The organism is Mycobacterium sp. NPDC048908, assembly GCF_043197955.1.
Taxonomy (GTDB): domain Bacteria; phylum Actinomycetota; class Actinomycetes; order Mycobacteriales; family Mycobacteriaceae; genus Mycobacterium.
This window is the reverse complement of sequence record NZ_JBICUE010000020.1, coordinates 1-25872: the sequence shown is the minus strand read 5'-3', so window position 1 is coordinate 25872 and position 25872 is coordinate 1. Positions and strand designations below refer to the sequence as shown.

Sequence of the window (25872 nt, the reverse complement as noted above, 5' to 3'; positions counted from 1 at the left end):
ATGTCCACCGCCCAAGTCCTGCGCTCCCGATTTCCCAGAAGCGCCGCAACGGCCGACAGAGTTGTCGGTAGTCCGGGGCGGGCGCTCGACAGCATCGGGCACGTCGCCTGGTTCATCGTCACCGCGATGGGCGCGACCGGCCACGCCCTGCGTTACTACCGCAAGGAGACACTGCGGCTGATCGCCGAGATCGGCATGGGCACCGGCGCAATGGCCGTCATCGGCGGTACAGCGGCGATCGTCGGCTTCGTCAGCTTGTCCGGTTCGTCGCTAGTGGCGATCCAGGGCTTCGCGTCACTTGGCAATATCGGTGTCGAGGCTTTCACCGGATTCTTCGCCGCGATGATCAACGTGAGATCCGCCGCGCCGCTGGTGTCGGGCGTCGCGCTGGCTGCGGTCGTCGGCGCCGGCGCAACGGCCGAACTGGGCGCCATGCGGATCAGCGAGGAGATCGATGCGCTCGAGGTGATGGGCATCAAGTCGATCTCCTACTTGGTCTCCACCCGGATCATGGCCGGCTTCGTGGTGATCATCCCGCTCTACGCGATGGCGATGATTCTGTCGTTTTTGTCAGGCCAGATCACCACGACCTTGTTCTACGGTCAGTCGACCGGTACGTACCAGCATTACTTCCAGACGTTCCTGCGGCCCGAGGACGTGTTCTGGTCATTCATGGACGCGATCATCATCTCGGTGATCGTCATGCTCAACCATTGCTATTACGGCTACTACGCCAGCGGTGGTCCCGTGGGCGTCGGCGAGGCGGTCGGGAGGGCCATGCGGGCGTCTTTGGTGGCGGTGGCTTTGGTGGTTCTGTTCGTCGCGTTGGCGCTCTACGGCGTCGACCCCAACTTCAACTTGACGGTGTAGCCCAATGACGGCCCCCGTGAACAAGTCCCGCACGCCCCCGTTCAAGTTGGCGGGCGCGATCTTGGCGATATTGGTCGTCGTCGTTACGGTGCTGGTCTTCCTTCAGTTCCGCGGTACGTTCCTCGATCGCGAAAATCTGACGATGATGGCTGCGCGCAGCGGCCTTTCGATGGATCCCGGCGCGAAGGTGACGTACAACGGCGTCGAGATCGGCAGGGTCGGGCAGGTCGACCAGGTCAGCGTCGGCGGTGTGCCTCGGGCGAAGATCACGCTGAAGGTGGATCGCAAGTATCTCGACTTGATTCCGAAAAACGTCAATGCCGACATCACCGCCACCACGGTGTTCGGCAACAAGTACATATCCTTCACGTCACCGAAAGACCCAACGCGGCAACGTATCTCGCCGTCAGATGTGATCGATGCGACGTCGGTGACCACCGAGTTCAACACCTTGTTCGAGACGGTCGTCGAGGTGGCCCAGCAGGTCGACCCGATCAAGCTGAACCAGACATTGAGCGCCACCGCCGAAGCGCTCGACGGGCTGGGTGATCGGTTCGGCCAGTCAATCATTCACGGCAACGAAATCCTCGACGACGTCAATCCGCTGATGCCCCAGATCCGCCGCGACAACCAACTGCTGGCCGACTTGGGAGACGTCTACGCCAACGCGGCGCCCGACCTGTTCGACGGCCTGGAGAACGCCGTCACCACCGCGCGCACGCTCAACGAGCAGCAGGGCAACATCGACCAGGCGCTGATGGCCGCTGTCGGCTTCGGCAACACCGGCGGCGACATCTTCGAACGCAGCGCGCCCTATCTGGTCCGCGGCACTGCCGACCTGGTGCCCACGTCGCAGCTGCTCGACACGTACAGCCCCGCGCTGTTCTGTACGATCCGCAACTTCCACGACGTGGAGCCCAAGGTCGCGGCATCGTTGGGCGGCAACGGGTATTCGCTCCGGACGACCAGCGAACTCATCGGGCCTGGCAACCCCTACGTCTACCCGGACAACCTGCCGCGCGTGAACGCCAGAGGAGGTCCAGAGGGTAGGCCGGGCTGCTGGCAACCAGTCACCCGCGATCTGTGGCCCGCCCCGTACCTGGTCATGGACACCGGTGCCTCCATTGCGCCGTACAACCACTTGGAACTGGCATCGCCGTTCGGTTGCGCCGGGCTGCCGCCGTGCATCATTCCTCTGCTTCCGGCACCGATCCCGATCATCGCTCCCGGGATCGAATACGTCTGGGGCCGCCAGTTCGGGGAGAACACGATCAACCCATGAAAATCACTGGAACTGCTGTCAAGCTCGGCATCTTCTCGCTGGTGCTGCTGCTTTTCACCGCCATGATCATCGTGGTGTTCGGCCAGATGCGGTTCGACCGCACCACCGGATACACGGCGGTCTTCTCCAACGTCAGCGGCCTTCGCGCCGGGCAGTTCGTCAGGGCATCCGGTGTCGAGGTGGGCAAAGTTTCCAAGATCGAACTACTGGATGGTGGTGCGCAGGCAAAGGTTCACTTCAGCGTCGACCGCTCGCTCCCGCTGTTCGACGGCACCACCGCTTCCATCCGGTACCTGAACCTGATCGGCGACCGATACATGGAGCTCAAGCGCGGCGACAGCAACAAGCGCCTCGCGGCTGGCGGCACCATCCCGATCGAGCGAACCCAACCCGCGCTCGATCTGGACGCACTGATCGGCGGGTTCCGTCCGGTTTTCCGGGCACTGGACCCCGACAAGGTCAACAACATCGCCCAGTCGATCATCACGGTGTTTCAGGGCCAAGGGGGCACCATCAGCGACATTCTCGATCAGACTGCGTCGCTCACGTCTGCGCTAGCCGACCGTGACCAGGCCATCGGTGAGGTGATCCGCAACCTGAACACCGTGCTCGACACCACGGTCAAACACCAGCAGCAATTTGACGAAACTGTGCAGAATTTCGAGAAGCTCATCACCGGTCTCAAGAACCGCAAAGACCCGATCGCAAGCTCGGTCGCCGACATCAGCGACGCCGCGGGCACGATCGCCGACCTGCTCGCCGACAACCGGCCATTGCTGCAGAGCACCATCACCTACCTCGAGGGAGTGCAACAGCCGCTGGTGGACCAGAAGGCCCAACTCAACGACATCTTGGTCAGGCTGCCGACGGCGTTCAACATCATCGGCCGCGCCGGTGGTATCTACGGCGACTTCTTCAACTTCTACGCCTGCGATATCTCGTTGAAGCTCAACGGCCTGCAGCCAGGCGGTCCGGTTCGCACAGTCAAACTCACCAGTCAGCCGTCGGGTAGGTGCACGCCGCAATGAGGACACTCGAGGGGTCGGACCGCATCCGAAACGGGTTGATGGGCATCCTCATCCTGATTCTGGTGCTCGGCGTTGGCCAGAGCTTCGCGAGCGTTCCGATGCTGTTCGCGACGCCTACCTACTACGCACAGTTCTCGGATACCGGGGGCATTGGCACCGGTGACAAGGTCCGCATTGCCGGCGTCGACGTCGGCGAGGTTCGGTCGATGCGAATCGACGGCGACAAAGTGGTGATCGGCTACTCGCTGCAGGGCACTCAGATCGGCACCGCAAGTCGCGCATCGATCCGCACCGACACCATTCTGGGCCGGCGCAACATGGAGATCGAACCGCGCGGCAAAGATCCGTTGCGCGCAAACGGTGTTCTGCCGCTGGGGCAGACCACCACGCCATACCAGATCTACGACGCCTTCTTCGATGTGACCAAGGCGGCCTCCGGCTGGGACACCCAGACGGTGAAGCGATCGCTGAACGTGTTGTCGGAGACCATCGACCAGACGTATCCGCATCTGTCGGCTGCACTGGAAGGGGTGGCCCGGTTCTCCGACACCATCGGCAAACGCGACGATCAGGTCAAGCAACTGCTCGCCAACGCCAACAAGATCGCGGGCGTCCTCGGCAACCGCAGCGCACAGATCAACCAGCTGTTCGTCAACGCCCAGTCGCTGCTGGCCGCGATCAACGAACGCAGCTACGCCGTCAGCATGCTGCTCGAGCGGGTCGCGGCGTTCTCCGAACAGGTGAAGGGTTTCATCGACGACAACCCGAACCTCAACCGTGTGCTCGAGCAGCTGCGCACCATCAGCGACGTGCTACGAGATCGCAAATTCGATCTGATGCAGACGCTGACCACAGTAGCCAAATTCGTTGCCTCCCTTGGTGAAGCGGTCGCCTCGGGGCCGTTCTTCAAGGTTTTCTTGGCGAATCTGCTGCCCTACCAGATTCTGCAACCGTTCGTCGACGCCGCTTTCAAGAAGCGCGGCATCGATCCCGAGAAGTTCTGGGGTGATGCGGGCCTGCCGGCGTTCAGGTTCCCCGACCCGAACGGCCAGCGGTTCCCCAACGGTGCGCCCGCACCCGCGCCGACGGTGCTCGAAGGCACGCCGGAACATCCCGGGCCCGGCGTCCTCAAAGGCTCGCCGTGCTCGTACACGCCGCCCGTCGCTGACGGCCTGCCGCGGCCCAATGACCCGCTGCCATGCTCGCACCTGACGACAGGGCCGTTCGGCGGACCCGAATACGGGCCGCCCGACGTCGCGACCTCGGACCCGAACCCCAACGGTCCGGGATTCACGCCAGGCGTGCCTGCGGCGGCCATCCCGGGTCAGATGCCGCCCGACATGCCCGGCGCACCCGTTCCGCTGCCGCCTGCGCCGCCGAACGCGCGCACCGTGCCGGTGGGACCGTTGCCACCGCAGCCCCCGGACTTCACCCCTGGCATCGCACCGCTGCCGCCGGCGCTGAACGGACCGCCGCCGCCACCGGGCCCCGGCCCGCAGGTGGGGCCTGCCGACACCCCGCCGCTGCCGGGCAATCCGCCGTTCCTCCCGCCCGGATCGCAGGGGGGCTGAGTTAGATGTCCACAATCTTCAACATCAGAAACATCAAGCTGGGACGGATGTCTCGCGCTTCGCTGATCGTCGGTGCGCTGATCGTGATCCTTGCGTTGGTGGCTGCCATCGTCGGTTGGAATCTGTACAAGAAGCTGACCACCAACACCGTCGTCGCATACTTCCCGGAGACCCTGGCGCTGTATCCCGGCGACAAAGTCAACATCATGGGAATCCAGGTCGGCTCGATCGACGACATCGAGCCGGCGGGCGACAAGATGAAGGTGACCTTTTCCTACGAGAACAAATACAAGGTCCCGGCCAACGCCACCGCGTCGATACTGAACCCCAGCCTCGTCGCTTCGCGCAATATCCAGCTGTCGCCTCCGTACACCGGCGGACCGGTCATGGAGGACAACGCGGTCATCCCGATCGACCGCACGCAGGTTCCGGTCGAGTACGACCAGCTTCGCGACTCGATCAACCGGATCTTGACCGAACTGGGTCCGACCAAGGATCAACCGCGAGGTCCCTTCGGCGACATCATCGAATCTGCCGCGGACGGCTTCGCCGGCAAAGGTGAACAGCTCAACAGGACCTTGAAGGGACTCTCAGAGGCGCTGTACACCCTCAACGAAGGCCGGGGTGACTTCTTCAGCGTGATCAAGAGTCTGGCCCTGTTCGTCAACGCGTTGTACAAGAGTGATCAGCAGTTCGTCGCCCTCAACCAGGATCTCGCGCAATTCACCAACGCGTTCACCAACACCGACCGCGAGGTGGCCAACGCGCTGCAAGACCTGAACCAGTTGTTGACGACGACTCGGCAGTTCATCAACAAGAACGGTGAGGTGCTCACCCACGACGTCAACAACCTGGCCGATGTGACAAACGCGATTCTGCAGCCCGACCCGCTCAATGGTCTGGAAACCGCCCTGCACGTGTTCCCGACGCTGGGCGCCAACTTGATGAACATTGTGTCGCCGGTAACTGGTGGTGTCATGGGCTTGCCTGCCATCGCCAACTTCGCGAACCCGATGCAGTTCGTCTGCAGCGCCATCCAGGCCGGCAGCCGGTTGGGCTACCAGGAGTCGGCCGAACTGTGTGCCCAGTACCTGGCACCTATTCTCGACGCGATCAAGTTCAACTACCCGCCGATCGGAATCAACCAGTTCAACACGGCGATGACGCTGCCCAAGCAGGTCGCGTATTCGGAGCCACGTCTGCAGCCACCGGGCGGCTACAAGGACACCACGGTGCCCGGCATCTTCTCGCGCGACACCTTGTTCTCGCACGGCAACCACGAGCCAGGCTGGGTCGCCGCTCCCGGCATGCAGGGCGTCGACGTGCAACCGTTCACGACGAACATGCTGACGCCGGAGTGCCTTGCGGAATTGATGGGTGGCCCCGACTGCGCCGTCCCACAGGCCCCGCCTGCCTTCGGGGCGCCGCCAGGGGGCAACCTTCCCGGACCGCCGAACTCGTATGACGAGAACAACCCGCTGCCGCCGCCGTGGTATCCGCAGCCGGGACCACCGCCTGCACCGGCACCGGGTGTGATTCCAGGCGATCCCGGTGGGTCGCCGCTGGCCGCTCCCGCGCCCGCTACGGGGCCCGGTCCAGGCCCCGCCGCCCCGGCCGGACCGCCGCCAGTGGGCCCGCCCCTACCCGCTGAGGCAGGTCAATAGATGGCTGCACGTACATGGAGCAGGATCGCTCGGCGCAGCGTCGCACTGGTTGCGGTCGCGTTGCTGCTGAGTTCGTGTGGATCGTGGAAAGGCATCGCCAACGTCCCATTGCCCGGCGGACCGGGCACCGGCGGCGACAAGATGACGATCTACGTGCAGATGCCGGATACGTTGGCGCTCAACGTCAATAGCCGGGTTCGTGTGGCCGATGTGTACGTCGGCCGGGTGCGGGCGATCGAGTTGAGGAACTGGGTCGCGACATTGACCCTCGACCTGCAGCCCGACGTGAAGTTGCCGAAAAATGTGTTGGCCAAGATCGGGCAGACCAGCCTGTTGGGCAGTCAGCATGTGCAGCTCGATCCGCCGCCGGACCCGCAGGGCCAGCTCAAGAGCGGCGACACCATCCCGCTGAAGAACAGCTCAGCTTTCCCCACCACCGAGCGGGTGCTGGCGAGCATCGCGACCATCCTGCGCGGCGGCGGCGTGCAGAACCTGGAAACGATCCAGACCGAAGTCAACAACCTGCTGACCGGTCGGGCCGATCAGATCCGCGAGTTCCTGAACAAGTTGGACACCTTCACCGACGAGCTCAATCAGCAGCGCCAAGACATCACCCGCGCCATCGATTCGACCAATCGGCTGCTGACGATCGTCGGTCAACGCAATCAGACCCTTGATCGGGTTCTCACCGAATTCCCGCCGCTGATAAAGCATTTCGCCGACACCCGGGACCTGTTCGCGGATGCGGTGGAAGCGCTTGGCCGGATCAGCAGGGCCGCCGACGACGCTCTGGCTCCGTCCAGCGACAACCTGCACACGAATCTGCAGAACCTGCAACGGCCACTCAAACAGCTGGGCAGGGCGTCGCCGTACCTGATCGGCGCGCTGAAGCTCATGCTCACTGCACCGTTCTCGATCGAGAATGTGCCGAAGGTGGTCCGCGGCGACTTCCTCAACGTGTCATTGATGGTCGACCTCACCCTGTCGGGACTGGACAACGGGTTCTTGTCGGGTACCGGTATCTCGGGCATGCTGCGCGCACTCGAGCAGAGCTGGGGTCGGGACCCCGCGACGATGATCCCGGATGTGCGGTTCACCCCGAACCCGCATGACGCGCCGAACGGTCCGCTGGTCGAAAGGGGTGAGTGAGCAGTGCTGACCCGTTTCGTCAAGATCCAGCTGGTGCTGTTCACGATCCTCACGGTCATCGCGATCGTCGTGCTGGGCTGGTACTACCTGCGGGTGCCCAGCCTGGCCGGGATCGGGCAGTACAAGCTCTACGCCGACCTGCCACGGTCCGGCGGCCTGTACGCAACCGCCAACGTGACGTATCGGGGCACCCAGATCGGCAAAGTCACCGCCGTCGATCCCACGGAGCGTGGTGCGCGGGCCGAAATGAGCATCGACAACCGGTTCAAGATCCCCGCGGACGCGACGGCCAACGTGCATTCGGTCTCGGCGATCGGCGAGCAGTACCTCGACATCGTTTCCACGGGGAATCCCGGCCGGTTCCTTTCCGACGGCCAGAACGTGGGCTCCATCCGGGACAACACGGTGCCGAGTGAAGTCGGTCCGGCGCTGGACGCCGCGAACCGCGGGCTGGCCGTGCTGCCCAAGGAGAAGATCGACACACTGCTCACGGAAACCTCGAAGGCGGTCGGCGGTTTGGGCCCGGCATTGCAGCGGCTGGTCGATTCCACCACCAACATCGCGCAGGGTTTCAAAGACAACCTGCCCGAGTTGAACGACGTCATCGAGCACTCGACGCCAATCCTGCAGAGCCAAGCCGACTCGGGCGACAACATCCAGCAATGGGCCCGCAACCTCAACATCATCGCGGCCCAATCAGCTGAGCAGGATGCCGCCCTGCGCAGCGGCCTCCAACAGGCAGCGCCCACCTTGGATCAGGTGGCGGCCGTGTTCAGCGATGTTCGTGAGTCCCTGCCGCAGACGCTGGCCAACCTGTCCGTCGTCTTCGACATGCTCAAGCGCTACCACAAGGGTCTCGAGCAGACCTTGGTGATTCTGCCGCAGGGTGCTGCGGTCGCGCAGGCCGGGACTCTTTTCGACAACGTCGGTCAGCTACCGCTGGCGCTGGGAATCAACCAGCCTCCGCCGTGTTTGACGGGGTTCCTGCCCGCCTCGGAGTGGCGGTCGCCCGCCGACACCAGCATGGCGCCACTGCCCACGGGCACCTACTGCAAGATCCCTAAAGATTTCCAGGGCAACGTCGTCCGTGGGGCCCGTAACTATCCGTGTGCGGATGTGCCGGGCAAACGCGCGGCGACGCCGAGGGAGTGCCACAGCAACGAGCCGTACGTGCCGTTGGGCACCAACCCCTGGTATGGCGACCCGAACCAGATCCTGTCATGTCCTGCGCCCGCAGCCCGCTGCGACCAGGGAGTCAATCCGGGTCGCGGGGTCATACCCGCACCGTCGGTCAACAACGGGCTCAATCCTCTGCCGGCTGATCAACTACCCCCACCGGCGCGGGCGTCGGCGCCGATCAGCGATCCGCTTTCGCCGCCGGGACAGGGTAGCGTCCAGTGCAGTGGACAGCAGCCGAACCCGTGTACGTACACTCCGGCACAGGGGCCGCCGGGTTCGACGGCTATCTACAGCCCGTCGAGCGGTGAAGTGGTCGGACCTGACGGCGTCAAATACAACGTCAGCAATTCGAAGAACCCAGGAGACGACGGATGGAAGGAGATGCTGGCGCCCGCCAGCTGAACCCCACCGATGCTGATGAAACGCCTGACGAGTCGTTAGCAGTATCCACAGAAGAACACTCAGGAGACGTCTCCGACCCACCCGAGGATTCGCTCGGCGGATCTGACGACGGCAGCGTCGATCGTCGACCGTCACACCTTGGTGTCGGCTCGGTGGTGTGCATCTGCATGCTGCTCGTCCTACTCGCCGCTGGCGCGGGTGCGGGTGGTTACCTGGCCTTGAGGTCGCACCACGACAGCGAGGCCATTGCCCGCACCGAGGCCGCGGCCCTGGCCGCGGCAAGGGACTGCGTGACAGCCACGCAGGCTCCGGATACCGCCGCCATGCTGGCCAGCCAGTCCAAGATCATCGAGTGCTCGACGGGCGCGTTCGGTTTGCAGGCCCCGCTGTACAGCAGTGTGCTGGCCGAGGCCTATCAAGCCGCGAACGTCCAGGTGAAGGTCTCGGATCTACGCGCAGCGGTGGAGCGGCACAACGACGACGGCTCCATCGAGGTCCTGGTGGCATTGCGAACAAAGGTGACCAACTCAGAAGCCGCAGACCAGGAGCAGGGCTATCGGCTGCGGGTGCAGATGGCGCCGGCCGACGGCACATACAAGATTGCCGACATCAAGCAGGTCGCCTCGTGACCGCAGCCCTCGATGCGGCGCCACAAGCGCCCGCCGAGCTGCCCGCGGCGAGTCCCGCGTCGTGGGCGGCGCGTGCCGGCGCCTTCCTGGTCGACGTAGTCGCGGGAGTGGCGACCATCGCCACCATGGTGTTGCTCTGGCAAACTGCCCCGCCGCGGAGCGTGCTGTGGTGGATTTATGCCGCCGTCATCGCCGTGATCGTGGCGTTGACGGTCATCAATCGGCTGGTGATGCCGACAATCACCGGATGGTCACTCGGCCGTGCGTTGTTCGGGATCGCCGTCCGTAAGAGAGACGGTTCGGCCGTCGGTGCTGCGCGGCTGCTCGGTCGAGATCTGGCTCATCTGTTCGACACCGCTGCGCTGCTGATCGGTTGGTTGTGGCCCCTGTGGGACAGGCGGCGGCGCACGTTCGCCGACCTGTTGCTTCGCACCGAGGTGCACAAGGTCGAGCGACCGAAGCGGGACATGCACCGCCCGACCGCCGCAGCGCTGATCGCCGCGGCGGTGATGTGTGTTGGCGCAGTCGGGCTCGGTTATCTGACGGAGTACGGACCCGCGCGGGCGGTAGCCACGGCGCGTCAGCAGGTAGCCGATCAAGGGCCACGCATCGTCGAGCAGCTGCTGAGCTATAACGCCGACACCTTGCAGCAGGACTTCTCGCACGCTCAGTCGCTGGCGACCGACGGCTACCGACCTCAGCTGATCGCCCAGCAGCAGGCGGTGCAGAAGGCAGGTGCCACGAGCAACCAGTATTTCGCGGTCAGCACGGCGGTGCTGTCAGCGACCGCCGACCAGGCGGCGATGCTGATGGCGATGCAAGGTCAGCGCGGCGCCAACGCGAGCGACTTCAAATTCATCACCGCAACGGTTCGGGTGGACTTCGAGAAGTCGCGCGACGGCCAGTGGCGCGTCGCGAATCTCATTGTGCTGAAGAAGCCCCAGATGAGTCAGGTCGGCCAGTGAGCCCTCGTCGCAAGCTCGACTCGGACGAGCGCGACTTCTTCGGGGTGGTGCCCAAGCCGCCGCGGCGCTGGGGGTTGCCTGTCATCGCCGTCCTGGCCTCTTTGGTGATTGCCGCGGCGATCGGTGCGAGCACTTTGATGTTGATCGAGCATGTGAAGAACGACCGTGCGGCAGCCAAAGCGGCAGATGCGTTGGGTTACGTCCGCGAGTTCATGGTCGAATACACGACGCTGGACCCGTTCCATGCCAATGCGTATGCGGATCGTGTCTTGAACCAGGGCACAGGCGATTTCGCGAAGATGTTCAAGGAGAAGCAGAACGAAATCCTAATTCAGGTCGCTCGCGCCGAGCCGACCACCGGGGCGGTCCTCGAGGCCGGCCTGCAGCGGTGGCGCGACGACGGCAGCGCCGACGTGTTGGTGGCCACCAAGATCTCGACAAAATCCCCGGATGGCAAGTCGACGGTCGAGAGTGGAAGCCGTTGGGTTGTAACGGCCGTCAAGGAAGGACAGCAGTGGAAGATCAGCCAGCTGGTTCAGGTGATCTGACCACCGACGCTGAATCACTCGATCAGCCATCGGACCCCGCGAAGACACCGACTGGAAAGGCCGCACGTCGCCGCCACCGGATGCCGCTGCGCCAGCAGCTGGCCGCAAGCCGTGAGGACGCCGAGGAACCAACTGCCGAGGAGCAGCCCGAGCCGGCGACCGCGCAGCAATCCGAACCGGTCATTGCGCCGCGGCGGCGGCGTCTTTTCCATCGGCTCAGGAAAATGCCTGAACCGCAAGCTGTTACGGCATCCACGGACGAGGCCGCCGAACCTGAGGCGGGCGCTGGCCAAGAAGCGCCGCACGAGGACGTGATCATGCTGCCGCACCGAGCCGCGGGCAGGCGGCTGTGGATCGGGGCCGCCGTGGCAGGTGCTGTTTTCGTCGCCGCTGCGGCGTTCGGCGGCGCGATGCTGCAGCCCTATCTGGCCGACCGGGCGCTGGTGCACACGAAACTCGATATCGCCAAGACGGCGGCCAACGCGATCACCACGCTGTGGACCTACACGCCGGACAACATGGACTCGTTGCCTGACCGCGCCGCCGGTTACTTGGGCGGCGACTTCGCGACCGAATACCGCAAGTACATCGACGCTATCGTCGCCACCAACAAACAGGCCCAGGTCACCAACACCACGCAGGTCATGGGCACGGCCGTCGAGAGCGTTGCCCCCAATGAGGCCACCGCGCTCGTTTACACCAATTCGGTTGCCACCAGCCCTGGTTCCAAGAACATCCCATCGCTGCGCTACCTGTCCTACCGGCTGACGCTGCAGCGCCACGACGCGAAGTGGTTGATCACCCGGATGTCGACGGTGACGTCGCTTGATCTGACCCCCCAGCTGTAGCCGACGGCAGCCGGCATGCCCGTCGTCTCACCAGTCTCCGACCGGACGACGACTGTGTGCCTGCTGCTGTTGACGTTCGCGACCGGCATCGTCGATGCGATCAGCGTGCTGGTGCTCGGTCACGTTTTCGTTGCCAACATGACGGGCAACATCATCTTCCTCGGGTTCTGGTTCGCGCCGGGCACCGTCGTCGACATGACCGCCGCGCTGGTGGCTTTCCTCAGCTTCGTCTCGGGCGCGATGATCGGCGGACGGTTGTCACGACACCTCGACGACGACGTCCGTCGCTGGCTCACCGTCGCGCTCGGAACCGAGGTGGTGATGCTTGCGACGCTGTCGATCCTCAGCGGAACAGGGGTGCTCGACTATCGCGACAACACCAAACTGATCCTGATCGCCGGGTTGGCCGTCACATTCGGGGTCCAAGCCGCCACCGCGCGCCAGTTCGGCATCCAGGAGTTGTCCACCACGGTGCTGACGACGACCATCGTCGGCATCGGCTTCGACAGCCGGGTCGCGGGGGGCGCCGGGCACCGAGAGAAACTGCGCTACTCGGTGGTGCTGACGATGTGCGCCGGTGCGCTGGTCGGCGCGACGCTCACCCGGTGGTTCGTGGCGCCGGTGATCGCGATCTCCGCGGTCGTGGTGGCCGTCGCGGCCGGGGTGTTCCGGTTCGGGCCACCGAACAGCGGACAGGCCGGAGGCTAATCTCGCTTCATGCCGTCAGTACTCGTCACCGGGGCGGGCCGGGGAATCGGTAAGTCGATCGCGGAGCACCTCGCCGGGCGCGGCTGGGACGTCGTCGCGGGGGTGCGTACCGACGCGGACGCCGCCGCGGTGACCGCCATGAACCCACAGCGCATCTCCTCGGTCATCCTCGACGTCACCGACGCCGGCCACATCGCCGCGCTCGACCCCGCACTGCCGCCGCGGCTGGACGCGGTGGTCAACAACGCGGGAATCGTGGTGAGCGGCCCTGTGGAAACCGTGACGCCCGACGATTGGCGAAGACAACTGGACGTCAACGTGATCGGACAGTTGGCGGTCACCAGGGCGGTATTGCCGCGGCTGCGCGAATCCCGGGGCAGGGTGGTCTTCATCTCGAGCATCAACGGCCAGCTGTCGATGCCGTTGATCGGCGCCTACTGTGCCAGCAAGTTCGCCTTGGAGGCGGCGGCCGACGCGCTGCGAATGGAGTTGCAGCCGTGGCACATCGCGGTCTCGATCGTCGAACCGGCACAGACCGACACCGATATGTGGCGCGCGGCCGACGACATGGTTGTCGAGGCCGAGTCCGCGCTGACACCCGAGCAGCGTCAGTTCTATGCGCGGCACATCGCGGGAATGAAGAAGATGATCCCGCTGTCGCAGCGCCTGGCGGTCCCGACGGAGAAGGTTTCCGCTGTGGTGGCGACGGCGCTGACCGCGCGTAAGCCGCGCGCCCGTTACATCGTCGGCATCGGTCCCAGGCTGCAGGTCGCGCTGATGACCAATCTGCCCGCATCGCTGCGGGACCTGGTGCTGCGGCGCGTGTCCGGCCAGCCGTAGTGTTCGTCAAGCGCAGCAGCGCAGCCCCGCCTGATTTCTTCGCATGCGAAGCCGCTGGCCTGCAATGGCTTTCGTTGGCCGACGGCGGTGTGCCGTGTGCGCGGGTGATCGCCTACGACGCGACCAGCCTGACACTGGAACGGTTGGCCACGGCACCGCCGACCGATACCGCGGCCCACGAGTTCGGCCGTCGGCTGGCCAGAACCCACGACGCAGGCGCGGACGCGTTCGGGGCGCCGCCCAACGGCTGGAGGGGTCCCGGCTACTTCGGCCCGCTGCAGCAGCCGTTGCCGATGTCGTACCGCTTCGGCGACCGGTGGGGCAGCTTCTACGCGACCGAGCGGCTGGCGCCGATTGCTGCACGCGCGGCGTCGCGACTGGACGCGCCGGCCCGAGACGCCGTCGACGCCGTGATGGCGCGTTGTGAGGCAGGCGATTTCGATGACGACGATCCGCCCGCCCGGCTTCATGGCGATCTGTGGAGCGGCAATGTGATGTGGACGCCTGACGGCGCGGTGCTCATCGACCCGGCCGCGCACGGTGGCCATCGCGAAACAGACCTGGCCATGCTGGCCCTGTTCGGGTGCCCCCATTTCGACGCGGTGCTCGCCGGTTATCAGTCCGAGCGTGCGCTGCGCGACGGTTGGCGAGACCGTGTCGGGCTGCATCAGCTCTACCCACTGCTGGCGCACGTGGTGCTGTTCGGTGGCGGGTACGTCGGGCAGGCGCGGGCCGCTGCGGACAGCTTGCTGCGCCCGGGCAAACAACGGCATGCGTAGCCCCGCGGCCTCACACCGCTGAGAGCGCTGTCCCGGAAGTGGGAGTTCTGGCCCATTGCCGCAGGTGAGCCCGTTAACGGAAATCGCGCCCGTGCGCAGGCCGGGTAGCGGTGAGCAACCTTTCACCAGCAACCGAAACGCGGTGCTAGCAATCTTTTTCAATGTTAACGATCTCGGTTGCGGACGTCTGACCCGACGGTAAGTTCAGACCATGACTGGCCTGCAAGTTTAGCTCTGGGCAATATTGACTCATCCGTCATTAAAAATTTGCACTGACGTTCCGGCTGACGGCCGTGAAGATTCTGCAGCAATTTAGTTCCGCGAGGCATGTACGGTGCTACGGTCACCTTAGAAAAACCTAAGACGGGGGCGGGAAGGGCAGGGTCGAAGTTGCCGGGCAAGCATCGCACGTCCGAAAGCCGCACCAAGAGGATCGCCGTCGTCGGCGTCGCGACCGCGACGGCCACCGCGCTGACTGTCGGCGCGGCACCGCCCCCGCCGAAACCGGCGCCGGCGCCCTTCGTCGCCAAACACGACGTCGACCTCGCCGCCGCGTTTCGTCCGTTCACGGACCCGAACCAGATCCCGGATCTGACGTTCGGCCTCGGCACCGCGGCCTACAACTTCTCGCAGACCGTCGCGGACACGGTGCTGCGTGCGATCGTGACCAACCTCAATTTCGCGGCGCTTGCGAGGGCCGCGGGCCTCGACCCGAACAGCATCCTGGAGGGCCTCCTCGGCAGCACGCTCGATCAGTTGCCGGGAAACCTGCTGCAGGACGTGCTGAACGTCATCCCGATCCTTCCTGGGGACCTCGCGGAGGCGCTGGTCAACGGACTGGGACTGCCCGATGCGACCGCCGGGCTCCTCGAACCGCTTCTGGCCACCGCACTTTCGGTGCTGGGCATCGACAGCGTGGGCGATCTGCTGACGCAACTGGTCGGGCTGGATCTCGGTGACGTTCTCAACCTCGGGAACCTTGACCTGCCCGGGGTGAACATCGTCACCGCTGGACCGCCTTTCACCTTGCTCAAGCTGCTGGGGGCGGACCTCGGCTGGGTTCCTGGACTGCCGAATTCGGTCGCCAACGACATCAACAACTCGAAGTACCTTCAGGTCGGGGTCGTCAGCCTGCTTCAAGAAGTGCTGGATCGCACCAACATTCCAGCGCTCGAGGCCCTGTTGAATCCCTTGCTGGAAACGCTGCCGGACATCGACGCGATCGACGTTCGGATACCGGTCACCGTCGGCTTCGGGCTCGGAGCTTTCGCGGCCGGCGCCGCGTATGACAAGGTCGTTGCGGACCTGCGCAACCAGCCCGGCGGCGCGGCATACACCGGCGATCCGTCGCTGCTTGGCAGTCTGACGGTGCTGCCGATGGTGTTGCTGCGCAACCCCGGTCGCGCCAACGGCGGCCTGTTCGCCCGGTTCTTCCCGTTGGCGGGCCTGTTCGGCATCGATACCGTCACCCCGGAAACCCAAGCGACGCACAGCGGAGGAATACCGCTACTCAACACCGGCCTGTCGTTGGGAGGCGCAAACCTGCTGCCCGTAAAGGTCGACGGCACAGTCGAATACGACATAATGTCCGACTTCGCGGCATGGCCCAACCCGTTCTCCATCGCGAACTCCGTCGTCGGAGCCGTGCTGCCGACATATCTACTCCGGGGTTTCGATCTTTCGAACGTGTCTCCCCAACTCGCGGAACAGATACAAGCCGCGATCCAGCGGACGACCGACCTCAACGAGCCACTGGCACTCAACCTGTACCTCACGCTGCCCTCGAACAGCCTCCCGATGCTCGAACCGCTGTACCTGTTGGCCGACGCCGTGAAACTGACACCGCTGGGGGCATTCCCCAATCCGTTCGAGCGATTGGCCAATGCGCTTGCGCCCGCGCTGACCAGCCTGACCAACCTCGGCTACACCGACGTGGTGCGGAACCCGGACGGCACGTACACCAGGACGCTCGACGAGGCGGGTGTGCCGACCCCGTTCATGTCGTTCCCCGACGTCAACTGGGGCCAGGTGCCGGGCGACGTCATCACCTCGTTGATCAAGGGATTCCAGAAGGAGTTCCTCAGCGGCCACCCGACACCCGGCACACCCAACGCGATCACCGGACTGCTCAAGCTGCTCAGCGGAGTGCTCGGCCCACTCGGGGGGCTCGGCGACATCATCAACGGATTGCCTGGGCTCATCACCGATGCGATTACGCCCGTCGCGGCGAATGCGGTGACTACGGCCGACACCAAGAAGATGATCACGTTGTCGACTGACCCCGGCGCCGACGAGGTCAACGGCAAACACGCCGCACCGGCAGGCACGCCGGTGCCCGACGACACCGGCGCGACGCCGAAGCATGCCGCAGACGAAACAGAAACGCCGACAGAGGAATCGACCGCGGTGACCGCCCCGGAGAACTCGAAGCCCGACGACGAGTCGACTACGACGAAACCGAAGCCGAAGGCGCCGAGGAATCCGGTGGGCGACATCGTCGGCGGCGCCACGCATACGGTCGCCGGCGTGGTCGGCGGAGCGACGCACGAAGTCGCCACCGGTGTGGCGGGCGTCTTGAAGAGCCTGGCACCGAAGAAGACCACCAAGCCGAAGACCGACAAGACCGACACCGAGAAGGACTCCGCAGCCGGCGGCGCCGGCGGAGCACCGAAGACTGCCGCCAAACCGGCTGCCTGAGGCGGCAATTGACAAGCGACGGTGCACCATTTCACGCAAACACCGCAAGCCCGGGAATCGTCTGACGAGGATTGCCGTCGTCGGCGTGGCGACGGCGACGGTGAGCGCGTTGACTGTCGCCGCCGCACCTGCGCCCGCGGAGCCGGTGCCGGTGGTGATGAATCAGGGCATCGACCTGGCCGCGGCGTACCGCCCTTTCACGGATCCCAAGCAGATCCCGGACCTGACCGGCGGTCTCGGCACCGCAGGCTACGACTTCGCGCAGCAGATCGGCGACATGCTGCTCCGCGCACTCGTTGGGCATCTCAACCTTCCCGCACTGGGTAAGTCGGCGGGCCTGGATCTTCCGAGCCTGCTCGAGAAGATCCCTCCGGCACTGCTCGAGGGTGTGCTCGGTGCCATCCCGATCAACCTCGGGGGCGTGCTGCTGGACAGCGTCGGGTCGATCCTGACTCCTGTTCTGCTGTCCGCACTTTCCACGCTCGGCATCACCGATGCAGGCGGCAACACCACGCTGATCAACTTGCTTGGCCTGCTCGGGCTGGATCTCAGCGATCCGCTCAACCTGTCAAATCTCGACCTTCCCGGCGTCAAGCTGATCACCACCGGGCCGCCGTTCACGTTGTTGAAGATGCTCGGCCTGGATCTGGGCTGGGTGCCGGGATTCCCGAATTCGGTCGCCAACGCCATCAACAGCACGACGTATCTGGACATCGGGCTCAAGGGTTTGGTCAACACGCTGATCGACCGCTTGGAAGGCAACGTCGATCTGCCGCTCGGGAACATCATCGCCAACCCGCTCGGGTTGCCGATCAGCCTGCCGATCGACCTGCCGGTGAACGTTCCGGTCTCCGATCTGCTGTCGGCGCTGAAGAAAATCGTGAACAACCTGCCCGTCGACATCGACGCGGCAAAGGTGCGGGTGCCGATCGTCGTCGGATTCGGGCTCGGCGCGTTCGCCGCCGGTTCCGCCTACCAGCAAGTGGTCGATCAGCTGCCGTATCAACCGGGTGGCGCCAAGTCACCGACCAAGGCGACGGATCCGCTGCTCGGCAGCTTCACGGTGCTGCCAATGTTCTTGCTCCGCAATCCAGGTCGCGCGAACGGCGGGTTGTTCGCGCGATTCTTCCCGATCGCCGGTCTGTTCGGCATCGACACGGTCACGCCCGACACTCACGTCCAGAGCAGTGGCGGCGTTCCAATTTTAAACACCGGGCTGTCGGTCGGCGGGGCGAACCTGATTCCAGTGAAGGTGGACGCGACCGTCGAATACGACATCGTGTCCGACTTCCCGGCGTGGCCCAATCCGTTCTCGATCGCGAACTCGGTGACCGGCGCCATGTTGCCGACGTATCTGCTGCGTGGCATCGACACCTCGAACGTGAGCCCGCAACTGCTGGCACAAGTCCAGGCGTTGCTCGCGGGCACGCTCAACCTCAACAACCCGTTGGCGTTGAATCTGTATCTGACGTTGCCGACGAACAGCCTCCCGTTGCTCGAACCCCTTTACCTGGCCGCAGATTTGACGAATCTGATGACGATGGGCGCGTTCGCCAACATGAACCCGTTGGGCATGCTCGCCAATGCTCTGGCCCCGGCGATGACCAGCCTGGTGAACCTCGGCTACACCGACGTCGTCCGCAATCCCGACGGTACCTACAGCAGAACCCTCGACGAGGCTGGCGTGCCCACGCCGTTCATGTCGTTCCCCGACATCAACTGGGGCCAAGTGCCCGGTGACGTCATCCACTCGTTGGTGAGCGGTTTCCAGAAGGAGTTCTTCAGCGGACACCCGACCCCGGGAACGCCAAACGCGATCACCGGACTACTCAAGCTGTTGACCGGTGTACTCGGTCCGCTGGGCGGGCTCGGCGACTTACTCAACGGCTTGCCAGGCCTTATCGCCCAACAGGTTTCGCCGGTAGCGGCGAATGCGTTGCCAGAGGCCGCTGCGAAGTCGCTGACATTGTCGACCACACCGGCCACCGGCAACGCGGCACCGCCGCCTGCGGTCCCGGTCTGGCAGCCGCAGGCCACCTCCGCCGAGCCTGAGGAAGAAACAGAAACGACGACGGCGAAGCCGACCACGACCAGGAGCACGACGACATCCGGGTCGACGAGTGCGACCGGCACGGTGAGGCCCGCGGGCCCGTCGGCATCACCGAAGCCGCCGAGCAATCCGGTCGGCAGTGTCGTCGGTGGTGTGACGAACACCGTCGGCGGTGTGACGAACGGCGTGGCAGGAACGGTCGGCGGCGTCACCGGTGGGGTGGCAGGAACGGTCGGCGGCGTCACCGGTGGGGTGGCGGGAACCGTCGGCGGCGTCACCGGTGGGCTGACCGGCGCCCTTGGCGGGTTGACGAAGAATCTGACCGGCGGGTCGTCCGGCGGCTAATTGAACGCCAACCAACTGGGCAGTGCGCGTTCACGGGAGTCGCACAGCACCTGACGGGTGTCGCAATTGCCGTCCGGCACGCCTGCGCCCGACCACATCCCGCCGGTGTCGCGGCGCAGCACGATCGCCGACGACCCGCCGCCGTCCAACAGGATCGCGGTGTCGCTGCCAAGACCGCGGAATAGATCCTGGACCTGATCAGGTGTGTAGCTGCCGCCTTGGAAGACGTACATCTCGTCTTTGGCCTTCGAGTAGGCGAGCGCCGTGCGGGCCGCGCTCGGACCGCCGTCGTTGAGTTGCCCGGTGTCACCGGGCGCGAGTAGCCCGACCCCGCTGACCGCGACGAACCGGACACCCTTGTCGAGCAGGCTTGCTATCACGGGTGTGGCGGCGTCGTAGTCTCCAGGACCGCCGGGCGACACCACATATGGCGCGCCGGCAACGGGAAGGATCATCGTCGACAGCGCGCTCCAGTGTTCGCCTCCGCCCGACAGACCTTGTTTACCGGCGTATGCCACGGTGCCTGTCACCGCGACGTTGGCGCGGCCCTGGCCCCGGGTGTTGTCGACATATGCGCCCAGCGGCGAACTGCATCCGGTCGACTTCCACGACCCGCCCTTCTGGCCGCGGACGTCGAAGAAGTTCGCGTTGACGGCAATCGTCGGCTGACCGAGCGCTTGCCACGCCTGCAGCGGGGTGTAGATCTCCGACGCCTGCCACAGACCCTCGCCGGTGCGCGCCCGGGGATCGCGTTCACACCGGCCCTGGTAGCCAGAGTGGGAATCCACGAGGAGACGCGGCGCGAGTCGTTGCGCGGCGGCCTTGATGATCATCAGGTGGCCGCCGTTGGTCATCTCGTACCAACTGCCTGCGGCATTCAGCATCGGGGCCGGGGCACCGCCGCCGAAGTTGTAGACCAGGTAGGAGCCTCGGGTGGCGGCGATGGCGTTGGCCAACATGGCGCGGCCGTCGGCGGCGCGGGCGGCCGGGGAGACCGCCGCCGCCATCGCAGCGCCCACCGTCAGCGCCGCGGCGCACGCCACGAACCGGCGCAGATATGCGGGTGCAGTCGACACGATGGCCCCTTTGCTGAGACAGCTCAATCCAGAGAACATTAGTCACAGCAGACTCACAGTCAACTTTGGTAACAGCTCAGCAACTGTTGGATGTCGGCTGGATCGCCCACTTAGCTGAGTTTTTTCCGCCGGAGCGGGTAATCCGCGGTCGTCGGGAGTTCAACGTGAGGAGACGAAATGATCGGAACGATTATCAGCGCCATCGTCGTCGGCTTGATTGTCGGTGCGCTCGCGCGGCTGATCATGCCGGGCAAGCAGAACATCGGCGTGATCATGACGATCGTGTTGGGCGTGGTGGGCTCCTTCATCGGCACCTGGCTGACCTATCAATTCGGATACTCGAACAGCAACGGCGGATGGGAGGTCATCCCGTTCCTGGTCGGCATCGTCGTTGCGATCGTCCTGATCGCGATCTACCTCGCCATCACGGGACGGCGCGGCACAGGTACCCGCACCGGAACGGCGCACTAGCGCGGCGCAAGCCGGTAGACGGCGTCCGCGTAGTCGTCGGTGATGTAGACGGCGCCGTCCGGTCCCGCCACCGCGGCGACCGGGCGGCCCCACCGCGTTCCGTCGTCGGCCTGGAATCCACCGACCAGAGTCTGCTTCTGCCCGAGATCGCCGTTCTGCCAAGGAAAGAACGCGACCTCGGGGGCGTACGGCGGTTGCCGGTTCCACGACCCGTGCACACCGATCAGCGCACCGCTGGTAAACGGCGCGGGCAGCGTGTTCTGCGTGAAGCTCATTCCTAGTGGGGCGGCGTGCGCGCCAAGGCTTGCTTCGATGGGCGGCAGTGCCGCGCAGTCCAACCGGGTACCGTCCGCGTTGGTCTGGATGTCGCGGATCAGGGGCAGGTTGGTCGGGCCGCCATCGGGATTGCAATACGGCCAACCCAGTTCGCGCCCCGGTGTCAGCCGCGCGACTGACTCGGGTGGATGCCCGCTGACGTAGTCGGTGTCCACCTCCCCGGTCTCGGGGTCGGCGATGTTGTCGCGGTTGTTGACCGCCGTCCACACCGATCCGTCGGGCGCGATCGCCAGCCCCGTGCCGTTGCGCACGCCGGTCGCGAACGGTGCGGCGGGTCCGCCGCCGGGCGGAACTCGCATGATGCTGGCGCGCGGTGGTTTCGCGATGCGGTCGTCGGCGGTGATGTTTCCCGTTGAGCCGATGGAGAAGTACACCGCCCCGTCCCTGCCGACGGCGACACTCTTCAACGCATGGGCGTACGCGCCTCTCAGGTCGGGGCTCTTGGCATCGGGCAGCCCGGCTGCGGCGGTGTGGGGGTTGACCGCGGCCCCGTTGACGTAGTCGTATGCGTCGACCTGGTCGCTTTCCGCGACATACAGCGTGTTGCCCGCGAAGGCCATGCCGTGTGGTTGGTCGAGGCCGTCGAGAAATACCGCGGCGCCGCCGGCGTCCAGTTTGACGATCTCCCCACTGCTCGGCACCGAGATCAGCAGTTTGCCGTCGGGTGTCCAGGCGGCGAGTCGAGCCTTCGGGACACGCGCCAACACCGACAGCGTCCAGCCCGCGGGCACCAGCGCTTGCCGCGGTCGGTCGAACGGGGCCTGGGCAAGGCGGGCATCGACTTGGACCGCTACGGGTACAAGTCCCGTCGGGGGCGGCGTTGCGGTAACGGTCGGAGCTGCAGGTGTCGATGGCTTTGATGAGCATCCCGCGATCAGCGCAACACCGAGCAGCGTTGCGCCAATTCGCTTATGCCGCAGACAAACCCGCATGCATCTCCCAGACGAGGATTTCGGCGGGTTCGGTGGCGGTGACGCGCTGACCACCGGAGGCGGTGAACCGCACGGCATCACCTTCGTGCAGCGGCCCGGCGCCTTCGAGCGCCACCTCGCCTCGCGGCACGAACAGGTGCAGATAGGGCGCCTCGGGCAGCTCGACGGATTGACCGGTTTGCAGGCGGGCGCCGTGCAGTGCCGCGTACTTGTTGCGGATGGTGATCGCACTGTTGCCGCGGTGCTCGGGCATCCCCGACGCGATGGTCACCAGGCCGCCGCGCAGCACTTCGTCGTCGATCTCGAGCTGTTGGTAGCCGGGGGTGATGCCGGATTCGTCGGGCACCACCCACATCTGCACGAAATGCACTGCCTCGTCGTGGGATTCGGATCCGGTCAAAGTCCACGAGTCGTTTTTCTCCGAGTGCATGATTCCGCGCCCGGCGGACATGCGCTGGGCCAGCCCCGGATAGATCACCCCCGAGTGCCCGGTGGAGTCCTGGTGCACCAGCGATCCGCGTAGCACCCAGGTGACGATCTCCATGTCGCGGTGGGGGTGGGTGTCAAACCCGGTGCCGGGTTTGACGATGTCGTCGTTGTTGACCAGCAGCAGACCGTGGTGGGTGTTCTCCGGTTCGTAATGGCTGCCGAACGAGAACGAGTGCTTGGAGTCCAGCCAGGCGATCTTGGTCTTGGCGCGGTCCTGGGCGCGCCGGATGTCGACGATGGGGGTGGTCATGGCGTTACTCCTGTAGTCCTGGCCAGCCTAGGCGGGCGGCGTTGACCGCCACAACATAGATGATGTGTCATGTATTCCATGTGGCTGACAGACGAGCAACATGAGGTGTGGCGAGGGTATCTGCAGATGGCGAGCCGGCTGCAGACCGCGATGCACCGCCAGCTGCAACAGGACTGTGAACTGTCGCTGGCCGACTACGACGTGCTGGTGGCACTGTCCGAGCGGGGGCCGCAGCGGATCAACGAGCTCGCCGAGGTGCTGGGCTGGGAGCAGAGCAGGCTGTCACATCAGCTGCGGCGAATGCGCGGTCGCGATCTGGTGGACAGGCATGGCGGCGGGGACGACCGTCGCGTTGCGACGGTCGCGCTCACCCCTACCGGCAGGGCCGCGTTGGACGCCGCGTCGCCTGGTCATGCGGAACTGGTGCGCTCGGTCGTGTTCGACGGAGTGAGCGATGCGCAGCTAAGGGCGCTGGGGTCGTGGATCGAGCTTGTTACCAGTCGGATTCGCTGAACTTGATGACGCCGCGAATGTTCTTGCCGTCCAGCATGTCGTGATAGCCGTCGTTGATGTTGTCCAACGAATAGGTGGTGGTGATCATCTCGTCGATCTTCAGCTGCCCGGACTTGTAGAGGCCGACCAGTTTCGGCGTCTCGATGTGGCTGCTGCCACCGCCGAAGACGTTGCCCTTCAACGTCTTCTGCAACATCGTGAACAGGAACAGGTTGAGCTTGACGTCGACGTCGGTCATCGCGCCCATGCCCGTCACCACGCAGGTCCCGGTCTTGGCGGTGAGGATCATCGCCTCTTCGAGGTACTCGCCGCGCATCTCGCCGACGGCGATGATGGTCTTGTCGGCCATCAAGCCGTGGGTGACGTCGATCATCGGGGCGATCGCCTCGGCCATCGAGGGGTAGACGTGTGTGGCGCCGAACTTGATGGCCTGGTCACGTTTCCACTCGTTCGGGTCGATCGCGATCACAGTGCGGGCGCCGGAGAGAACCGCGCCCTGTAGCGCGCTCATGCCGATCCCGCCGACGCCGACGATCGCGACTGTCTCACCCGGCTGCACCTGCGCCACATTGGTCGCCGAGCCGAAGCCCGTCGGCACCGCGCAGCCCATGATCGCCGCCGTTTCGAACGGAATGTCCTTGTCGATCTTGACCACCGAGTCTTTGTGCACGGTCATATACGGGGCGAAGGTGCCCAGCAGGTTCATCGGCGACACCTCGGTGGAGCCCGCGTGCACACGGCTGGTTCCGTCGGCGATGGCTTTGCCGCCGAGCAACACCGCACCGCGATCGCACAGCGAGCGATAACCCTTCAGGCACGGCGGGCACTCACCGCAGGCGGGGATGAACGCGAGGATGACGTGGTCGCCCTCTTCGATGCCGGTCACGTTCGCACCGACCTTGGTGACCACGCCTGCGCCTTCGTGGCCGCCGAGGGCGGGCAGGCCGATCGGGGTGGCGCCGGTGGTCAGGTGGTAGTCCGAATGGCACATGCCTGCGGCGTGCATCCGGATCTGCACCTCGTCGGCGACGGGGTCGCCGAGCTCGATCTCATCGATGCGGAACGGAGCGTTCAGCTCCCACAGCAGAGCGCCTTTGGTCTTCATGGACCGCGATCATAGAACACGTTCTAGAACAGGTGTCAACTGAACAGCTGAGCTGCAAGATCGACCCATTAGACGGAGTTGTCTCGCGAGTGGCCACTTATGGCACGTCGACGGTCCTTATGCGTGTCATAACTGGCCGTTCGCGCCTCGGGGAGCGTCGCACGCTCCCCCAGCGTCCTAAGCGCATGGCGGAAGCATGTCCCTTCCTGGGAACTGAAGCACTTGCGCGGGGCACGGTGACAAGGCGCAGTCTGCGCAGTCGCCACGATCGACTCCACCGCAACGTCTACCTCGAAAAGGGTGCGGAGCTCACGCCGGCCACCCGCGCCGTGGCGGCCTGGCTCTGGTCCGGTCGACAGGCGACCCTGGCCGGGTTCTCGGCCGCGGCGCTGTGGGGCACCCGTTGGATCGACCCGCAGCTGCCTGCGGAGCTGTATCGCCGCAACGGCAAGCCTGTCAATGGCATCGTTGTCCACCGAGACACTCTCTTTGACGACGAGGTCCTTCCGGCTCGGGGCATCCCAGCGACGACGCCCGCCAGAACGGCGTTCGACCTCGGTCGTCGCGGCCGCCGGCTACGAGCGCTCATGGCGGTCGATGCGTTGGCCAACGTCACCAATTTGCAGGCGTCGGACGTCCTGTCGTTGGTCGAACGCCATCGCGGAGTCCGAGGATTGGCTCAACTACGTGAAATCGTCGACCTGATGGATAGCGGCGCCGAGTCTCCGCAGGAAACACGCACAAGGCTGCTGCTCATCGACTCGGGTTTGCATAGGCCACAGACACAGATTGCGGTAGGCCCTTGGCGCATCGACATGGGATGGGACGAGTTCAAGGTGGGTGTCGAATACGACGGGCCTCAGCATTGGACCCAGCGGCGGCGCCGGACCCGCGACATCGAGAAATACGCCGACCTGGACTATCGCGGGTGGCGCATGGTGCGGGTCAACGACGAGCTGTTGCGATATCGATCGCGGGTGATCGTGGTGCGCACATGCCGTGCGTTGAGTGCCGCCGGTGCCGAGTGGCCAGTTATCGCACGGTTTTCGGTGGCGGTTTCTAGCGCTCTATGCAACAGCGGTCGGTGTGGACGGGTTGGAGAGTAGTTCGTCGAGGGCTTCGGCGGGTGTTTTCCAGTCCAGTGTT

23 protein-coding genes are annotated in these 25872 nt (G+C 65.0%); 19 read left to right on the top strand and 4 right to left on the bottom strand.

Annotated features, from left to right (window positions below):
* The 16 genes from ACGFK1_RS29880 to ACGFK1_RS29805 all read left to right on the top strand — a co-directional run bounded on the left by ACGFK1_RS29880 (nt 1) and on the right by ACGFK1_RS29805 (nt 19554).
* Nucleotides 1–870 carry an MlaE family ABC transporter permease gene (locus ACGFK1_RS29880; protein ID WP_393438359.1) on the top strand — a complete coding sequence of 290 codons (870 nt, stop codon included), beginning with the start codon at nt 1–3 and terminating at the stop codon, nt 868–870.
* Between the two features lie 4 nt (nt 871–874).
* Nucleotides 875–2152: an MCE family protein gene (locus ACGFK1_RS29875; RefSeq protein ID WP_393438356.1), complete on the top strand. Its 1278-nt coding sequence runs from the start codon at nt 875–877 to the stop codon at nt 2150–2152.
* Complete coding sequence (locus ACGFK1_RS29870) at nt 2149–3180, top strand: virulence factor Mce family protein (protein WP_393438353.1); 1032 nt, start codon at nt 2149–2151, stop codon at nt 3178–3180. Before ACGFK1_RS29875 ends, ACGFK1_RS29870 begins: the two co-directional genes overlap by 4 nt.
* The gene (locus ACGFK1_RS29865; protein ID WP_393438350.1) at nt 3177–4751 is read left to right on the top strand and encodes a virulence factor Mce family protein; all 1575 of its coding nucleotides are present in this window, start codon (nt 3177–3179) and stop codon (nt 4749–4751) included. Before ACGFK1_RS29870 ends, ACGFK1_RS29865 begins: the two co-directional genes overlap by 4 nt.
* Nucleotides 4752–4756: 5 nt before the next feature.
* Complete coding sequence (locus ACGFK1_RS29860; RefSeq protein ID WP_393438347.1) at nt 4757–6415, top strand: virulence factor Mce family protein; 1659 nt, start codon at nt 4757–4759, stop codon at nt 6413–6415.
* The gene (locus tag ACGFK1_RS29855) at nt 6416–7564 is read left to right on the top strand and encodes a virulence factor Mce family protein (protein WP_393438344.1); all 1149 of its coding nucleotides are present in this window, start codon (nt 6416–6418) and stop codon (nt 7562–7564) included. It begins immediately after the preceding gene.
* 3 nt (nt 7565–7567) lie between these two features.
* Complete coding sequence (locus tag ACGFK1_RS29850; protein ID WP_393438341.1) at nt 7568–9145, top strand: MCE family protein; 1578 nt, start codon at nt 7568–7570, stop codon at nt 9143–9145.
* Complete coding sequence (locus ACGFK1_RS29845; RefSeq protein ID WP_393438339.1) at nt 9115–9774, top strand: hypothetical protein; 660 nt, start codon at nt 9115–9117, stop codon at nt 9772–9774. Before ACGFK1_RS29850 ends, ACGFK1_RS29845 begins: the two co-directional genes overlap by 31 nt.
* Nucleotides 9771–10739 (top strand): RDD family protein, encoded by a 969-nt coding sequence (locus ACGFK1_RS29840; protein ID WP_393438336.1) that lies wholly within the window; start codon nt 9771–9773, stop codon nt 10737–10739. The genes ACGFK1_RS29845 and ACGFK1_RS29840 overlap by 4 nt, the downstream gene beginning before the upstream one ends.
* On the top strand, nt 10736–11287 hold the full coding sequence (locus ACGFK1_RS29835; RefSeq protein WP_393438333.1) for a mammalian cell entry protein: 552 nt from the start codon (nt 10736–10738) through the stop codon (nt 11285–11287). Before ACGFK1_RS29840 ends, ACGFK1_RS29835 begins: the two co-directional genes overlap by 4 nt.
* Nucleotides 11254–12135 carry a mammalian cell entry protein gene (locus tag ACGFK1_RS29830; protein WP_393438330.1) on the top strand — a complete coding sequence of 294 codons (882 nt, stop codon included), beginning with the start codon at nt 11254–11256 and terminating at the stop codon, nt 12133–12135. The genes ACGFK1_RS29835 and ACGFK1_RS29830 overlap by 34 nt, the downstream gene beginning before the upstream one ends.
* Nucleotides 12136–12150: 15 nt before the next feature.
* Nucleotides 12151–12843 carry a YoaK family protein gene (locus ACGFK1_RS29825; RefSeq protein ID WP_393438327.1) on the top strand — a complete coding sequence of 231 codons (693 nt, stop codon included), beginning with the start codon at nt 12151–12153 and terminating at the stop codon, nt 12841–12843.
* Between the two features lie 9 nt (nt 12844–12852).
* A complete protein-coding gene (locus ACGFK1_RS29820) occupies nt 12853–13683 on the top strand; it encodes an SDR family NAD(P)-dependent oxidoreductase (protein ID WP_393438324.1) in 831 nt (276 codons plus the stop codon).
* Nucleotides 13683–14462 carry a fructosamine kinase family protein gene (locus ACGFK1_RS29815; RefSeq protein ID WP_393438321.1) on the top strand — a complete coding sequence of 260 codons (780 nt, stop codon included), beginning with the start codon at nt 13683–13685 and terminating at the stop codon, nt 14460–14462. Before ACGFK1_RS29820 ends, ACGFK1_RS29815 begins: the two co-directional genes overlap by 1 nt.
* Nucleotides 14463–14852: 390 nt before the next feature.
* On the top strand, nt 14853–17159 hold the full coding sequence (locus ACGFK1_RS29810) for an ATPase (protein WP_393438318.1): 2307 nt from the start codon (nt 14853–14855) through the stop codon (nt 17157–17159).
* An 85-nt stretch (nt 17160–17244) separates the two neighbouring features.
* Nucleotides 17245–19554 (top strand): ATPase, encoded by a 2310-nt coding sequence (locus tag ACGFK1_RS29805; protein WP_393438315.1) that lies wholly within the window; start codon nt 17245–17247, stop codon nt 19552–19554.
* On the opposite strand, the gene ACGFK1_RS29800 is transcribed toward ACGFK1_RS29805, so the two are convergent.
* Nucleotides 19551–20669 carry a phosphodiester glycosidase family protein gene (locus tag ACGFK1_RS29800; protein WP_393438312.1) on the bottom strand — a complete coding sequence of 373 codons (1119 nt, stop codon included), beginning with the start codon at nt 20667–20669 and terminating at the stop codon, nt 19551–19553. The genes ACGFK1_RS29805 and ACGFK1_RS29800 overlap by 4 nt on opposite strands.
* A 138-nt stretch (nt 20670–20807) precedes the next feature.
* Between ACGFK1_RS29800 and ACGFK1_RS29795 the strand changes: the two genes are divergently transcribed.
* The gene (locus tag ACGFK1_RS29795; RefSeq protein WP_393438310.1) at nt 20808–21101 is read left to right on the top strand and encodes a GlsB/YeaQ/YmgE family stress response membrane protein; all 294 of its coding nucleotides are present in this window, start codon (nt 20808–20810) and stop codon (nt 21099–21101) included.
* On the opposite strand, the gene ACGFK1_RS29790 is transcribed toward ACGFK1_RS29795, so the two are convergent.
* A complete protein-coding gene (locus ACGFK1_RS29790; RefSeq protein WP_393438307.1) occupies nt 21098–22369 on the bottom strand; it encodes a PQQ-dependent sugar dehydrogenase in 1272 nt (423 codons plus the stop codon). The genes ACGFK1_RS29795 and ACGFK1_RS29790 overlap by 4 nt on opposite strands.
* Nucleotides 22347–23108, bottom strand: coding sequence for a pirin family protein (locus ACGFK1_RS29785; RefSeq protein WP_393438303.1), 762 nt, complete (start codon nt 23106–23108; stop codon nt 22347–22349). The genes ACGFK1_RS29790 and ACGFK1_RS29785 overlap by 23 nt, the downstream gene beginning before the upstream one ends.
* A 69-nt stretch (nt 23109–23177) precedes the next feature.
* On the opposite strand from ACGFK1_RS29785, the gene ACGFK1_RS29780 reads away from it, so the two are divergent.
* A complete protein-coding gene (locus tag ACGFK1_RS29780) occupies nt 23178–23621 on the top strand; it encodes a MarR family winged helix-turn-helix transcriptional regulator (protein WP_393438300.1) in 444 nt (147 codons plus the stop codon).
* On the opposite strand, the gene ACGFK1_RS29775 is transcribed toward ACGFK1_RS29780, so the two are convergent.
* Nucleotides 23602–24726, bottom strand: coding sequence for an NDMA-dependent alcohol dehydrogenase (locus ACGFK1_RS29775; RefSeq protein ID WP_393438297.1), 1125 nt, complete (start codon nt 24724–24726; stop codon nt 23602–23604). The genes ACGFK1_RS29780 and ACGFK1_RS29775 overlap by 20 nt on opposite strands.
* A gap of 236 nt (nt 24727–24962) precedes the next feature.
* On the opposite strand from ACGFK1_RS29775, the gene ACGFK1_RS29770 reads away from it, so the two are divergent.
* Nucleotides 24963–25832: a hypothetical protein gene (locus ACGFK1_RS29770; RefSeq protein ID WP_393438294.1), complete on the top strand. Its 870-nt coding sequence runs from the start codon at nt 24963–24965 to the stop codon at nt 25830–25832.
* The last annotated feature ends 40 nt before the right edge of the window (nt 25833–25872 follow it).